Source organism: Actinocatenispora sera, assembly GCF_018324685.1.
In the GTDB taxonomy this organism is placed as follows: Bacteria; Actinomycetota; Actinomycetes; order Mycobacteriales; family Micromonosporaceae; genus Actinocatenispora; species Actinocatenispora sera.
This window is the reverse complement of record NZ_AP023354.1, coordinates 4,800,474-4,814,634: the sequence shown is the minus strand read 5'-3', so window position 1 is coordinate 4,814,634 and position 14,161 is coordinate 4,800,474. Positions and strand designations below refer to the sequence as shown.

The 14,161-nt window shown below is 74.8% G+C and carries 15 protein-coding genes; 6 read left to right on the top strand and 9 right to left on the bottom strand.

The window, feature by feature from the left end:
- Nucleotides 1-44: 44 nt before the first annotated feature.
- A complete protein-coding gene (locus Asera_RS22880) occupies nt 45-881 on the top strand; it encodes an aminoglycoside adenylyltransferase domain-containing protein (RefSeq protein WP_051802193.1) in 837 nt (278 codons plus the stop codon).
- A 30-nt stretch (nt 882-911) separates the two neighbouring features.
- On the opposite strand, the gene Asera_RS22875 is transcribed toward Asera_RS22880, so the two are convergent.
- The 3 genes from Asera_RS22875 to Asera_RS22865 are packed head-to-tail and all read right to left on the bottom strand — an operon-like array spanning nt 912 to nt 3,611.
- A complete protein-coding gene (locus Asera_RS22875) occupies nt 912-1,529 on the bottom strand; it encodes a GyrI-like domain-containing protein (protein WP_030446046.1) in 618 nt (205 codons plus the stop codon).
- On the bottom strand, nt 1,499-2,926 hold the full coding sequence (locus Asera_RS22870) for an MFS transporter (RefSeq protein ID WP_211255564.1): 1,428 nt from the start codon (nt 2,924-2,926) through the stop codon (nt 1,499-1,501). Before Asera_RS22870 ends, Asera_RS22875 begins: the two co-directional genes overlap by 31 nt.
- Nucleotides 2,927-2,978: 52 nt before the next feature.
- The gene (locus Asera_RS22865; protein ID WP_030446044.1) at nt 2,979-3,611 is read right to left on the bottom strand and encodes a TetR/AcrR family transcriptional regulator; all 633 of its coding nucleotides are present in this window, start codon (nt 3,609-3,611) and stop codon (nt 2,979-2,981) included.
- 91 nt (nt 3,612-3,702) lie between these two features.
- Here Asera_RS22865 and Asera_RS22860 point away from each other — a divergent pair, with 91 nt between their 5' ends.
- Complete coding sequence (locus Asera_RS22860) at nt 3,703-4,347, top strand: Type 1 glutamine amidotransferase-like domain-containing protein (RefSeq protein WP_169745833.1); 645 nt, start codon at nt 3,703-3,705, stop codon at nt 4,345-4,347.
- A 156-nt stretch (nt 4,348-4,503) separates the two neighbouring features.
- Here the strand turns inward: Asera_RS22860 and Asera_RS22855 are convergent, their stop codons facing one another.
- Nucleotides 4,504-5,343 carry an MFS transporter gene (locus Asera_RS22855; protein ID WP_051802178.1) on the bottom strand — a complete coding sequence of 280 codons (840 nt, stop codon included), beginning with the start codon at nt 5,341-5,343 and terminating at the stop codon, nt 4,504-4,506.
- A gap of 298 nt (nt 5,344-5,641) precedes the next feature.
- Between Asera_RS22855 and Asera_RS22850 the strand changes: the two genes are divergently transcribed.
- From Asera_RS22850 to Asera_RS22840, 3 genes are all read left to right on the top strand, one after another.
- Entirely contained in the window at nt 5,642-6,754 is a 1,113-nt protein-coding gene (locus tag Asera_RS22850; RefSeq protein ID WP_030446041.1) for an FAD-dependent oxidoreductase, read from the top strand.
- A gap of 102 nt (nt 6,755-6,856) precedes the next feature.
- The gene (locus Asera_RS22845; protein ID WP_030446040.1) at nt 6,857-7,264 is read left to right on the top strand and encodes a YciI family protein; all 408 of its coding nucleotides are present in this window, start codon (nt 6,857-6,859) and stop codon (nt 7,262-7,264) included.
- Entirely contained in the window at nt 7,261-8,406 is a 1,146-nt protein-coding gene (locus tag Asera_RS22840) for an RNA polymerase sigma factor (protein ID WP_030446039.1), read from the top strand. The genes Asera_RS22845 and Asera_RS22840 overlap by 4 nt, the downstream gene beginning before the upstream one ends.
- 45 nt (nt 8,407-8,451) lie before the next feature.
- Here the strand turns inward: Asera_RS22840 and Asera_RS22835 are convergent, their stop codons facing one another.
- The 3 genes from Asera_RS22835 to Asera_RS22825 are packed head-to-tail and all read right to left on the bottom strand — an operon-like array spanning nt 8,452 to nt 11,162.
- Entirely contained in the window at nt 8,452-9,294 is an 843-nt protein-coding gene (locus tag Asera_RS22835) for a phosphotransferase enzyme family protein (protein ID WP_157034787.1), read from the bottom strand.
- Between the two features lie 52 nt (nt 9,295-9,346).
- Nucleotides 9,347-9,997 carry a response regulator gene (locus tag Asera_RS22830; protein WP_030446037.1) on the bottom strand — a complete coding sequence of 217 codons (651 nt, stop codon included), beginning with the start codon at nt 9,995-9,997 and terminating at the stop codon, nt 9,347-9,349.
- Nucleotides 9,960-11,162 (bottom strand): sensor histidine kinase, encoded by a 1,203-nt coding sequence (locus tag Asera_RS22825; RefSeq protein ID WP_244843994.1) that lies wholly within the window; start codon nt 11,160-11,162, stop codon nt 9,960-9,962. Before Asera_RS22825 ends, Asera_RS22830 begins: the two co-directional genes overlap by 38 nt.
- A gap of 171 nt (nt 11,163-11,333) precedes the next feature.
- On the opposite strand from Asera_RS22825, the gene Asera_RS22820 reads away from it, so the two are divergent.
- Nucleotides 11,334-11,735, top strand: a complete 402-nt coding sequence (locus Asera_RS22820) for a DUF6069 family protein (protein WP_030446035.1) — start codon at nt 11,334-11,336, stop codon at nt 11,733-11,735.
- A 62-nt stretch (nt 11,736-11,797) separates the two neighbouring features.
- Here the strand turns inward: Asera_RS22820 and Asera_RS22815 are convergent, their stop codons facing one another.
- The gene (locus Asera_RS22815) at nt 11,798-12,595 is read right to left on the bottom strand and encodes a DNA-formamidopyrimidine glycosylase family protein (protein WP_030446034.1); all 798 of its coding nucleotides are present in this window, start codon (nt 12,593-12,595) and stop codon (nt 11,798-11,800) included.
- Nucleotides 12,596-12,784: 189 nt separating this feature from the next.
- A complete protein-coding gene (locus Asera_RS22810; RefSeq protein WP_030446033.1) occupies nt 12,785-13,570 on the bottom strand; it encodes a putative protein N(5)-glutamine methyltransferase in 786 nt (261 codons plus the stop codon).
- Nucleotides 13,571-14,161: the final 591 nt, after the last annotated feature.

The following is a 14,161-nucleotide window of genomic DNA, read 5'->3' as shown; positions in this document are numbered from 1 at the left end:
CCGACCGGGGCGGGCGTCGGGTCGCGCCGGGTAGCGTGCCGCGCATGACGGACGAGCAGCTGCCGGCCGAGGTGCAGCGGGCGGTATCGGTGTTCCTGGCCACCGTCGATGCGGCGGCACCGGGCCTGGTCACCGGGTTCTACCTGGTCGGATCGGTGGCGTTGGGCGACTTCCGGCCGACCGGGGTCGGCCGCGGCCAGCTCGGTACCGCAAGCGATATCGACTTCGTCGCGGTGCTGTCCCGGCGCACCGGCGCGGACACCGCGGTACTGGCGGGCGCGCACGCCCGGCTCGCGGCCGGGCAGCCACGCCCGTCGTTCGACGGCTGCTTCCTGACCGTCGACGAACTCGCGGCGGGGCCGGACGGCTGCCCGGACGTGCCGTGCTCGCAGTCGGGCCGGTTCCTGCCGGCCGGGCGGTTCGGGATCAACCCGGTGACGTTCTGCGAGCTGGCCCGGCACGGCATCGCGGTGCGCGGCCCGGCGCCGGTCGAGCTGGACGTCTGGCACGATGCGGCCGCGCTGCGCGCGTTCACCGCCGACAACCTCCGCTCGTACTGGCGTCCCGCCTGGCGCCGTGGTCGCCGGCCGAGCCCGCTGTGGTACGCGGTCGGGCTGACCGGCTGGTACCCGGTGTGGACGGTGCTGGGGGTCAGCCGGCTGCACTACACGCTGGCCACCGGCGAGCTGACCTCCAAGTCCGGCGCCGGCCGGTACGCACGGACGGCGCTGGGGCCGCGCTGGCACCGCATCGTGGACGAGTGCCTGGCGCTGCGTACCGGCGGGGCCGAGGGGCGCCGCGGCTACCGCAACCCGCTGGCCCGGCGCCGGGAAACCCTGGCGTACCTGGACGCCGCGATCGACTCGGCCCTCGCGCTGTGATCGCCACGGCCGGGCGGCAGGTCGCGGCGGTCAGTCGCAGGGTTCGACCGGCTGGCGCAGCACGGTCCGCAGCCTCTCCGGCGCGGTACGGCGCGGATCGCTCAGGTAGATCTCGTGGTGCTGGCCGCGCGGTCGCAGTCGGTGCGCGTCGAGATAGTCGTCGTGCAGGTGCGCCAGGATCGGTGCCTCGTCGTCGTACGAGCCGACGTGCAGCACCTGCGCGCTGCGCCCCTCGTGCAGGCTGTGCAGCCGAAGCTGCGCGATCGCGGGGTTGCGCTTCTTCGCCAGTGCCGCGGTACGGGCGTGCTCGACCTGCTCCGGTGTCGCCGACGGGGGCAAGCTGATCAGCATCGTCCAGTGCCAGGCGTCCTTGGCGCGGGCGGTGAAGACCGCCGGGTCGTCGGCCCACCACAGCCCCTCCAGCGGGCCGACGACGAAGTCGTCGCCGGTGCGCTTCGCGGCGAACTTCAGCGTGTACGCGGTCGCGTACAGCGCCTCGACCGCCCGCGCGTACGCCGGGGCGGTGTTCGGGTTCCCGGCGCCGTCGACGGCGAGGAACCGCTGCTCGGGCACGTCCACGAGCGCCCAGCCGGTGTTGCGCGGCGCGTAGAGCTGCCTCAGCTCGCGCTTGATGTCGTACGGCGCCACGTGTCCTCCTGCCTGCCCGCGCGCGGGCGGATCGCCGGTAGCCGCAGCGCAGGGTACAGGCCGGCGGCGGCGATCCCGGCGAGGGCGAGCAGCGCCGGGGTCGCCGCGGTGGCTGGCAGCGCGGCGCCGGCGGGTCGACCGGCCTGCAGCACGCTCGCCGCGACGGCGATGCCGACCGTCGGCCCGACGTTCATCGCGGTCTGTTTCAACCCGCCGACGACCCCGGCGTACCCGGCCGGTGCGTCGCCGACGACGGTGCCGGTGGCGGTGACCAACACGGCCGCGAACCCGGCGCCGAGCAGCGCGCAGGTCAGCCCGACCGCGACGCCGTCGCCGGCGGGCGCGAACCGGGCCAGCCCGGCCAGCGCCAGTACCACCAGCACGACGCCGGTGGCGGCGACCCGGCGCGGCCCGTACCGGCGCAGCGCCAGGCTCGACAGCGGGGCGCCGAGCACCATCAGTACGGTCAGCGGCAGCACCCGCAGCCCGGCCCGCAGCGGGTCGAGGCCGAGCACGCCCTGCAGGCAGAACGTGGCGACGAACAGCGCGCCGAACAGCCCGCCGGCGGTGGCCAGCAGCAACCCGATCGCCGCGACCACCGGGCGCGACGCGGCCACGGTACGGGACACGATCGGCGCGGCGGCCCGGCGCTCGTGTGCCAGCAACGCCGCGCCGCCCACCGCCGTACCGAGGGCGCCGAGCAGCGTGGTCGGCCCGGTCCAGCCGTGCGCCGGCACCCCCACCAGCGTGTACACCCCGAGCGCCAGTACCGCGGCGAGCAGCAGCGCGCCGCCCGGGTCGGCGCGGGTCGCTCTACGGTGCTGTGCCGGCACCCGGACCGCGAACCCGACCGCGGCGATCCCCACCGCGACCGGCACGTTGAGCACGAACACGCTGCGCCAGCCCAGTTGCGCGACCAGCACCCCGCCGAGCAGCGGTCCGGCGGCGCCAGCGATCCCGATGGCGCCGGTCCGGACCGCGACCGGCGCGGCCAGCCGCTCCGGCGGGTACCGCAGCCGCAGCAACGCCAGCGTCGCCGGTTGCAGCAGCGCGCCGAACACGCCCTGCACCACCCGCAGCCCGACCACCCAGCCGATGGTCGGCGCCACCGCGATGCCCGCGGACGCGGCGCCGAACCCCAGCACCCCGGCGACCAGCAACCGCCGATGCCCGTACCGGTCGCCGAACCGGCCGGCGACCACCAGCAGCGCGGCCGCCGCGACGAGGTAGCCGGTTCCGGTCCACTGCACCTGTGCCAGGGAGGCGTGCAGGTCGCGCTGCAGGGCCGGCTGCGCCAACAACAGCAGCGTGCCGTCCAGCGCGACCATCATCGCGCCGGCGACGCTCGCGACCAGCGCCGCCGACCGCGCGAGCGCCGCGGTCACCGCGACCCCCACCAGCGTGGTCTCGCGAACCGCGGCCCTGTCCCGGTGTCGAGATGGCCGGCGTTCACCGCGGGCCCTGGCCGGTGCGCTCGTCCGGGCCCAGGTGGGCGGTCAGCACCGTGTCGACCAGCCGGTCGGTCTGGGCGGCGGCGTGGTCCGGGTCGTCGTCGCCGAGCGCGAGACCGACGGCGCCCCAGCGGCCGAGCTGCGCCACGCCATGCAGGTTGGTCCACAGCGCGATGGCGACGGTGGCAGCGGGCGCGTCGTGGCGTGGCCGGTCCGTGTCGATCAGCGCGACCAGGTGGCGAAACAGCGGCATGCTCGTCTCCCGCAGCGCCGGGGCGCCGGCCGCGCCCGCCTCGCCGTGCAGCAGGTCGTGCCGGAACATCAGCTCGAACATGCCGGGCCGCTCCCGCGCGTACCGCACGTAGGTGTGTGCGGCCGCGGCCAGCTGCTGCCGCGGTGCCGCCGAGCGGTCGGTGCCCTCGGCGATCCGGTCGGCGAGCTCGGTGAAGCCTCGGCGGGCGATCGCGGCGAGCAGCGAGCGGTGAGTGGGAAAGTACCGGCGGGGTGCACCGTGCGAGACGCCGGCGCGCCGGGCGATCTCGCGCAGCCCCACCGACTCCGCGCCCGCGGCGCACACCAGCTCGACGCCGGCGTCGACCAGGCGGTCCCGGACGGAACTCTCGGACTCCATGGACACTGTCTACCAGCTGCCCGTAGACACTGTCTATGTGCGTCCCCGAAGGCGGTGCGGGTTTCGCGGTGCGCGGACATACAGTGTCGGAGTGTCAGATGTGCGGGCGTTTCTGGGGAGTCAGGGGCTTGGCGCGCTGTCGGGCTGGTTGGACGAGTTGCCGCGCCGGCCGGAGCGGGCGGTTCTGATACCCACGGCGGGCAACCGGATCGCCGCCACGCCCTGGGTGGATGTGGCGATCGGCGTGCTGACGGGATGTGGACTGGAGTTGGAGACGCTGGATCTGGAGGGCGCGTCACCGACCGTCGTGGAGGCCATGCTGGATCGGGTGGGCCTGGTGTTCGTCACGGGTGGTGATCCGATCTTCCTGCTGGAGCATGCACACCGCAGCGGGTTCGTTCCCGCGGTCCGGAATGCCGTGTCTGCCGGCAGGCTTGCGTACGCCGGTGTCTCAGCCGGCGCGATCTTGACCGCGCCGGACCTGGAGCTCTATCGCACGCCCGACGATCCGGGCAGGGTGAACGGTACCGACGGCTTGGGCCTGGTCCGGTTCTTCCCGCTGGTGCATGCCAATCGCGGCCGGCAGGAACGGTACGCCCGGCTGATCGCCGCGCATCCTGACATCCCGTTCGTGGCCTACAGCGACGACGAGGCGGTCATCGTGACGGGATCGACGTGGCATTGCCGACCGTCGGCGATCACCGCGCCGCTGTCCGGGCCGGAGCCTCGGGCCTGATCGGTTTCGGCTGTTCACGACGCCGCGCCCCCAGCCACCCCAGGCCCGCGATGCTGCAGAAGCCGGCTGCGATCGCGCAGGCGCCGACCCACCCGTACCGTGCGTAGGCGGCTGTCCCTGTCGCGGTGCCGAGCGCGCCGCCGAGGAAGTATGTGGTCATGTAGACCGTGGTGAGGCCCACCGCCGGTGCCGGTACCGGTCCAGCAGCCGGCCACCGGCCAATGCGCACCCCGCACCGGCCACGCCGACCAGCGCGAACAGCCCGATGGTGGCCTGCGAGAAGCCGTACCGCGGGCCGGCCAGCAGGAACGTCACCGTCGTCCAGAAACAGCTGAACGCGGCGAACTGCGCAGCGCCGATCAGCGCGCGAGTCCGCAACACGGGCTCGCTCCGGGCCAGCCGTACCACCGCCCGAAGCTGAGCGAGGTAGCCGATGCTGACCTCCCAATCAGCGCCCGGCAGTGCACGGGCCACCACGATCGCGGTGACCGCCATCAGCCCGGCCGCCGCTCCGTACACGCCACGCCACCCGGCGACGCCGGCCAGTACCCCGGCGAACGTCCGGGATGCCAGGATGCCCAGCAGCACCGAGCCCATCAGCGTGCCGATCACGCTGGCACGCTGCTGCGGCCGGGCCAGCGTCGCGGCGAACGGGATGGTCATCTGCACCACGACCGAGCAGAGACCCACCGGTACCGCCAGCGCCGTCAATACGCCAAGGTTGGGCGCCACGGCACTGGCCGCGAGCACCGCCGCCTCGACGGCCAGCAGCGTACTGATGAGCGAGCGGCGGGCCACGATATCGCCGAGCGGAACCACGAGTATCAGCCCAGCAGCGAACCCCAGCTGGGTCGCCGTGACGACGACCCCGGCAGCCGACTGGCTAACGCGCAGGCCGGAGGCGATGGTGTGCAGCAGAGGCTGCGCGTAGTAGACGTTGGCGATCGTGACACCGCAGGTGACCGCCAGCAGCCGGAGCAGACCGCGAGAGAGCATGACAGACACCCCTGACGACAGGCTGCGAGCAGGATTCGCAAGCCACGGGGATCCGCCAGCAGCTTGGCCGCCGGGGCCGAAGGGTGTCCGGGCCAACAGACTGCCGACACTATAGACAGGATCTGCCGCAGCACGACGAGCTGACCCGTGACGGTCTCAAGGCCCCGTACCGGCCGAACCACCGCAGCTTCCGCTTTCGTCGGCAACATCGCCGAATGAGCGATCAACCTGCGGCGTACACCCGACACCGCTGCGCCTGCTCAACGCCGCGCCAAGGCGTGCCGATACAGTGTATTGAATGAGACAACGTATTGCCGTGGTCGGTGCCGGGCCGGGCGGCCTTGCCTTCGCCCGCGTGCTGCACCGTCATGGCCACCCGGTCGACGTCCTCGAACGTGACTCCGGCCCCGCCGCACGTCCTCCGGGCGGGACGCTGGACCTGCACAAGGGGCTGGGACAGCTCGCACTGGACAAGGCGGGGCTGCTGCCGCGCTTCCGGGCGCTGTCTCGTCCGGAGGGGCAGGCCATGCGCATCCTGGACGTGGACGGCACCGTGCTGCGCGACTGGCAACCCCGCCCCGGCGACGACGCCAACCCGGAGATCGACCGCGGGCAGCTGCGTGACCTGCTGCTCGGCCCCCTCGACGTCCGGTGGGGGTGTGGCGTGACCCGGGCGGTCCCGGACGACCGGGGCGTCGTGGTGCAGCTCGCGGACGGGCGGGCCGAGAGGTACGACCTGGTGGTCGGCGCGGACGGCGCCTGGTCCCGGATCCGCCCGGCGGTCTCGGCGGTGACGCCGCACTACACCGGTGTCACCACGGTCGAGACCGCCCTGGACGACGTCGACAGCCGGCACCCCGACCTCGCCCGGATGATCGGCGACGGGGCGCTGGCCGTGTACGGGGTGAACCGGGGGATCGTCGCCCAACGCAACAGCGGCGGCCGCGTCAGGGTGTACGCGCAGTTCCGGGCGGTCCAGGACTGGCACGCCGACCTGGACCCGGCCGACTCCGAGGCCGTACAGTCGCGGCTGCTGGCGCTGTTCGACGGCTGGGCCGCTCCGCTGCTCGATCTGCTGCGGCTCGGCCGCGCGTTCGCCCACCGCCCGCTGTACACGCTGCCGGTCGACCACACCTGGACGCACGCGAGCGGGGTGACGCTGCTGGGGGACGCCGCCCACCTGATGCCGCCGCTGGGCGTCGGTGCGAACCTCGCGCTGCTGGAGGGCGCCGAGCTCGCCGAGGCGATCGCCGCCGACCCGGCGGACCTGGACGGGGCCGTCCGGGCGTTCGAGGAACGGATGTGGACCCGGGCGACCACGTGGGCCACGATCACGCAGGCGGGGCTGGAGCGCCTGGTGAGCCCGGACCCCGCCGCGGCCATCGCGCTGTTCGACGAGGTCCAGCCGTGAAAAGTTGGAAAGGTTCTGCGGTGGATGTCGAGATCGCGCGGACGGCTGCGTCCCTGGGGTGAACGCGGCCGGAGGCGGCCGTACCGGATCGAGGAGAACGCGATGGCCAAGTACCTGTTGCTCAAGCACTACCGGGGCGCGCCGGCGGCGGTCAACGACGTACCGATGGACCAGTGGACGCCCGAGGAGGTCAGCGCGCACCTGAAGTACATGGACGACTTCGCGAAGCGGTTGGAGCGCGACGGGGAGTACGTCGGCGGGGTGGCGCTGTCGCCGGAGGGTTCGTTCGTGCGCTACGACGGCGAGGGCCGCCCGCCGGTGACCGACGGCCCGTTCGCCGAGACCAAGGACCTGATCGCCGGGTGGATGGTGATCGACGTGGACAGCTACGAGCGGGCGGTGGAGCTGGCCGGTGAGCTGTCCGCGGCGCCGGGCGCCGGCGGCAAGCCGATCCACGAGTGGCTGGAGCTGCGCCCGTTCCTGGCCGACCACGCGGACACCACCGAGTGAACGAGTCGCTGCTGCGGGAGCTGGTTCCCGCGGTGATCGGCGTCCTCGTCCGCCGCGGAGCAGACTTCGCGACGGCCGAGGACGCCGTGCAGGAAGCCCTGATCGAGGCGGTGGGAGCCTGGCCGGACGACCCGCCGCGGGAGCCGAAGGCCTGGCTGGTCACCGTCGCCTGGCGCAAGTTCCTCGACCTGGCCCGCGCCGACGCCGCCCGGCGCCGGCGGGAGGAACGCATCGACGAGCAGCGGCCGGCCGAACCGGTCGCGGCCACCGACGACACCCTGCAGCTGTACTTCCTGTGCGCGCACCCGTCGCTGACCCCGGCCTCGGCCGTCGCACTGACGCTGCGCGCCGTCGGCGGGCTGACCACCCGCCAGATCGCCGAGGCGTACCTGGTGCCGGAGGCGACGATGGCGCAGCGGATCAGCCGGGCCAAGCGCACGGTCGCCACGGTCCGGTTCGACCAGCCGGGCGACCTGGCCACCGTGCTGCGGGTGCTGTACCTGGTGTTCAACGAGGGGTACTCCGGCGACGTCGACCTCGCCGCCGAGGCGATCCGGCTCACCCGGCAGCTCGCCACCCGCACCATGCACGAGGAGGCCGCCGGGCTGCTCGCGCTGATGCTGCTGCACCATGCGCGCCGCCCGGCCCGTACCGGCACCGACGGCCGGCTGATTCCGCTGGCCGAGCAGGACCGTGGCCGGTGGGACACCCGACTGATCGCCGAGGGTGTCGACGTGCTGCAGGCCGCGCTGGCCCGCGACCGGCTCGGCGAGTACCAGGTGCAGGCCGCCATCGCCGCCCTGCACGCCGACGCAGCCACCGCGGCCGAGACCGACTGGGTGCAGATCGTCGAGTGGTACGACGAGCTGGTTGCGCTCACCGACAGCCCGATCGTGCGGCTCAACCGGGCGGTGGCGGTCGGTGAGGCGGACGGCCCGCAGGCCGGGCTGGCCGCCCTGGCCGACCTCGACGAGGCCCTGCCCCGGTACCCCGCGGCCGCGGCCTACCTGCACGAACGGGCCGGCAATGCGGCCACCGCGGCCCGGCTCTACGCCGCTGCGGCCCGCGCCGCGACCAACGTGCCCGAGCGCGACCACCTCACCCGGCAGGCCGCCCGCCTCAACACCCAGCTGCGCGGGTGACCCGAGCGGCTCGGCGGTCCGGCCCTTCGCCGCGGGCAAGCGGAGTCAGCCGGTGAGCGCCCGGCACGCGTCCGCCAGCCCCGCCGCGTTGTCGGCCATCGAGTCCACTCCGGTCAGGTCGCCCGTCGACACCCGGCGGGCGAAGTAGTCGGCCTGCACCGCCCACCGCAATCGCCACAGCACCGGCAACGCCGCGACGACCTCCCGACGCTCCAGCGCGCCGGTTTCGAGGTAGGCCGCGATCAGAGTGCCGGCCGCGGCCATGCCCCCGACGTACATCACCGCCGAGGCGAGGTCGTACAGCAGGGGACCGCGGTGGGCCGACGCCCAGTCGATCAAGCCGCAGTGGCCGCGATCGAGGCGGAACGCCTCCGGCGCCGGATCGGCGTGCAGCGCGCCGGTCGTCAAGGGGCCGAGCTCGCGGTACGCGCGCAGGGCGCCGGACACCGCCGGCCGTATCCACGGTTGCACCGACAGGTGCCCGGCATCCTCGGCGAGCCACGGGAACGGCTGCCACTCGGCAACGGCGTCGCGCAGCATCAGGTGGACCCGTCCGAGAGTGGTACCGATGACGTCCTGATCCGCCGCGGTCAGCGGCCTGCCCGGGACGAAGCGAAGCACCGCCACGGCCGAACCGTCGTGCCGGGCCGTCAGCTCACCGCTTCGGGTCCGTAGCGGGGCACCGGTCGCGATGCCCGCCCGGTCCACGTGGCGCGCCAGCGCGAGGCCGTTCGCCAGCGGCGTCGCCTGCGCGGCGGGTACCGCCTTCACCACGTACCGGCCCTGGTCGGTGGTCGCCGTCCAGGTCTGCGAATTCATCCCGCCGCCCAGCGGCGCCAGCTCTCGTACGGTCAGGTCCCAGTGACGGGCAAGGTCGGCTCTGTCCACGCGGGGGAGTGTGGTGGTCGCCGGCCGCCGGGGCAACCGCGATTCGGGCTGGTCAGAGGCCGGCGTCGTGGCCCAGCAGCGCGATCTGGGTGCGGTTGTCCAGGTCGAGCTTGGTGAGGATGTGCGACACGTGCGCCTTGACGGTGGCCACACTCATGGACAGCTCGGCGGCGATCTCCGCGTTGCTGCGGCCCCGGGTCACCGCGACCGCGACGTCACGTTCCCGCTGGCTGAGCGTGGCCACCGCGTCGCGGGCCTGCTCGTACCGGGACGCCTGGTGCGCGGCGCGGTCCATCAACCGGCGCAGTACCCCCGGCGACAGCATCGGCTCGCCGGCGGCGACCCGGCAGACCGCATCCACGATGCGGTCCGGCGGGGTGTCCTTGAGCAGGAAGCCGCTCGCGCCGGCCCGCAGCGCCAGCAGGATGTTCTCGTCGGCGTCGAAGGTGGTCAGCACGATCACCTGCGGCGGCGACGGGCGGGCCCGCAGCCGGCGGGTGGCGGTGATGCCGTCGACGCACGGCATCCGCAGGTCCATCAGCACCACGTCGGGCGAGTGCGCGTCGGCCGCGGCCGGCACCTCGGCGCCGTCGGCGGCCTCGCCGACCACGCGGATGCCGCGCGCGCCGTCCAGCATCATCGACAGCCCCGCGCGGACCAGCGCGTCATCGTCGACCAGCAGTACCCGTACCGGTGGGCTCACGGGGCCATGCTAGCCAGGCGTGCAGCCGGAACCAGCCGGCCGCCGCACCGTGGTCCAGCTCGCCGCCCGCGAGCCGGACCCGCTCGGTGAGCCCGATCAGGCCGGTACCGGTGCCGGGCAGGACCGGCGTGCCCGGGGTCGCCGGCAGCGGATTGGTCACCTCGACGACCAGCCGGTCGCCCGGGGCGCCGGTCAGCGTGACCTGCACCGGCTCGCCGGCAGCGTGCTTGCGGGCGTTGGTCAGCGCCTCCTGCACCACCCGGTACGCGGTGCGCCCGGTCGCGGCCGGCAGCGCGCCGGCGTCGGCGACCTCGTCGGCCAGCCGTACCCGCATTCCCGCCGCCCGGGACTCCTCGACCAGCCGGGCCAGGTCGGCGAGGGTGGGTTGCGGCGGGGTGTCCGGGTGCTCGTCGTCGCGCAGCACGGAGATCACCTCGCGCAGTTCCTCCAGCGCCTGGTGCACCCCGGTACGGATCACCCCGGCGGCGTGCGTGCGCTGCTCGGCGGACGCGTCCGGCCGGTACTCCAGCGCGCCGGCGTAGGTGGCGATCAGCGACAGCCGGTGCGCGAGCACGTCGTGCATCTCGCCGGCGATGCGTGCCCGTTCGGCGGCCCGCGCCTCGGCCACCCGGCGACCCTGCTCGGCCTCGGCCCGGCGGGCCCGCTCCCGCAACGAACGGATCAGCGCCCGGCGCGCCCGGGCCAGCGCACCCCAGCCGACCAGCGCACCGTAGGCGGCGACGATCAGCACCAGCCACCACCCGTACGTCAGGCCGCCGGGCGGGCGCCACGCGCCCTGCACCGCCTGCGCGGCGATCCCGCCGGCCCCGACCGCGGCCGCGACCGGGAACGGCCGCCGCTGGGCCACCAGCAGCGCGGCGGTCGACGCCGCCGGGGTCGCCGCCGGCGACAGCACCGCGAGGGCGGTCAGCAGCACCGCGGCCGGTACCGGCCGCCACAGCAGTACCGGTGCCGCGGCCACCGCCAGCACCCCGACCGCCACGTCGAGCCAGCGCAACGCGTCGGTGTCGGCGAGGAACCGCGACCACACCGTGACGACCGTCAGTACCGCCATCGCCGCGGCGAGGATCACGGCCCCGACCAGGGTCGGCATCCGGTGGCGCTGGGTCGGCGGCAGCTCGTCGGGCCAGGTCGGGTTGCACACGCGGTGACCGTAGCGCCCGGCCGCGCGCACCCGACACCGACCAAAGTCGCGGTGCCCGCCGACCGGAGGGGGCCCCGCCGGTACCGGCCGGCCGATGCTGGCGGACCGAGCCGCCGGGGAGGGTGGCTGTCGCGACCGGACCTTCCGGCGCAGGACATCGTGGAGGAACCCATGGCCAGCACCACCCGCCCGGCCCGGGCCCGGGCACTCACCGTCGCGACCGCCGTCGTCGCCGCGGTCCTCGGCTGGGCGGTACTCGCCCCGGTCGCCGGTCTCGACCTGATCGTGACGGTCGGTACCGGGCAGCAGCGCATCGGCGCCGCCGCCGTCATCGTGGCCACGCTGGTCGTCGGCCTCGCCGGGTGGGGGCTGCGGGCGTTGCTGGACCGGCTGACCGGCCGGGCCCGCACGGTATGGACGGTGATCGCCGCGACCGTCCTGGCACTCTCTCTGCTGGGGCCGGTCGGCAGCGCCGTTGGCGGCGGTACGGTCGCTGCCCTGATCGGCCTGCACCTGCTCGTCGGCCTGGTGCTGCTGCTGGGCCTGCGCACCGGCCGCCGCACCCCGGCCTGACGCCGGCCGCGCCGGACATGGCTCAGACCGGCGCGGACCGTGGGCCGGCTCCGGACCGTGCATCAGGCCGGGGCGGGGCCCGGCTGGCAGTGCGGGCACCAGTAGGTGACCCGCTCGCCGGTGCCGTCGCGGCGGATTCCGGTGCCGCAGCGCCGGCACGGCTGGGCGCGCCGCCCGTACACGTAGGTGGTGTCGCCGCGGCGCAGCGAGCCGGTGGTGCTCTGCGCCCAGCGGTCCCGGTTGGCCAGCAGCGTCCGGTGCGCCAGCTCGACCAGCCCGGGCAGGTCGGGCACCGCCGAGACCGGCGTCCACGGCGAGACGCCCCGCAGGAACAGCAGCTCGCACTGATAGAGGTTGCCGACGCCGGCGAGGTTGCGCTGGTCCAGCAGCGCCGCGCCGATCGGCCGGTCGGGGTGGGTGGCGAGCCGGCGGGCCGCCTCGGCGGCGTCCCAGTCGGGGCCGAGCAGGTCCGGGCCCAGGTGCCCGACCAGCCGGCTCTCCTCGGCGGTGGGCAGCAGCGTCACGTCGTGCAGCCGGTACCCGACCGCCACCGAACGCGCCGTGGTCAGCACCACCCGGATGGTGTGCGCCGGCCCGCCGCCCCACCGTTCGCCGGGGCGGAAGATGCGCCAGGTGCCGTCCATGCGCAGGTGCGAGTGCAGGGTGGCCCGGCGACCGTCCGGGGCGACGAGCCGGAGCAGCAGGTGCTTGCCCCGGCTGCGTACCTCCGGGACGGTCCAGCCGGTCAGGTCGACGGTGGCAAGCGCCGGCAGCCGGAAGTCGGTGCCGGCCAGCACCTCACCGGCCAGCGCCGCGTCCAGCTGCCGGGCGTGCAGCCACACCGTGTCTCCCTCGGGCACCCGACCATTCTGCGCGCCCCCCCCGACGGGTTGCCGGTCGCAGACGGGCCGGTCACCGCTCTGCTGGCAGGTGCGGCTCCGGACGCCCGACCACAGGCCGGTCAGGCGGGTTCGGTGCGCCACTGCGGCGAGCGCCGGTGCCTCGCCGCCGGTCGATCGGGAGCGGCGTGGTACCGAGCTGCGGTGCGATCAGGACGCTACGGGGTGTGACGGGCGGACGCCGACCACGACGGTGGCGGCCAGCTCCGGGTCGGCGACCACCGAGGTGGTCAGGCCGGCGGCGGCCATGGCGGCGGAGGTACCGGCCGACTGGTGCGCGCCGGTCTCGATCAGCAGCCGCCCGCCCGGTGCCAGCCAGCGCGGCGCGGCCGCGGCGACCCGGCGCTGGACCGACAGCCCGTCCGGCCCGCCGTCCAGCGCGGCGAGCGGCTCGTACTCGCGCGCCTCCGGCGGCAGCAGCCCGATCTCGCCGGAGGGCACGTACGGTGCGTTCGCGACGAGCACGTCGACCCGGCCGTGCAGCCCGGCTGGCAGCGGCGCGTCCAGATCACCCTGGTACACCCGCCCGGTCGGCACGTTGCGGCGCGCGCAGGCCACGGCGGCCGGGTCGATGTCGGCGGCGTGTATCGACAGGCTCGGATCGGCCGCGGCCACCGCGGCGACCGCGCCCGCACCGCAGCACAGCTCGACCAGCACGCCCCCGGGCGGGGCGGCGTCGGCGGCGAGTCGGGCGAGCAGTTCGGTGCGGCGGCGGGGGACGAACACGCCGGGCGCGATCGCGAGCCGGCGGCCGGCGAACTCGACGAAGCCGAGCACCTGTTCCAGCGGTTCCCCGCTGACGCGGCGGGCGACCAGCGTGGTCAGCTCGCCGGTGCTGTCGGCGGCGGCGCACAGCAGCCGCGCCTCGTCCTCGGCGAACACGCAGCCGGCGGCGCGGAGGGTGGCGATCAGATCGGACGGTGGTGGGACGGGCATGACGACCTTCCGGTGGATGCAGCCGGGTGCCCGCCCGGGGTCACCGGGCCGGTGCCGTGCCGAGCGGAGGCACCCTGTCGGACCATGCGTTGACGGGTCTCACCTCCCACGGCCGGGCGCGCAGCCGCGCGCGAATCCATCGACGCCGGTATTTTCGCACGCCGCCTCGATCGAGCTGCACCGCCACGGCGACACCTGCGGTACGGCGGCGAACCGTCGGCGTGGCGCCGTCGGCGAGACCGGCCGGCCCCGACCTCGGCAGCGCGGCCGTCCCGGTCGGCGACAGCGGCCGTCCGCGTCACTCGGCAAGCAGCGCGGCCAGGGTCCGGCGGGCGGTGCCCGCCTGCCGGACGGTAGGCGGGCACCGGCGAGCGGTCCAGCCGTTTTGCCGACAAGGCCGGCGGCGAGTCGGCCAGGGCGATCTCGCCATGGCTCCGCCCGGTCGAACCGGGTGGCTGGCGTCGACGACGCCCCTCTAGGGTGGCGGGATGCGTTCCGGCATCCTGTCGCCTCCCGCCCGCTGAGGCGGGCTGTCTCGACGCGCACCCGGTTTGCCCCGGTGCGCTGCCTGTTCGTGCCCGCAGCTGGTGA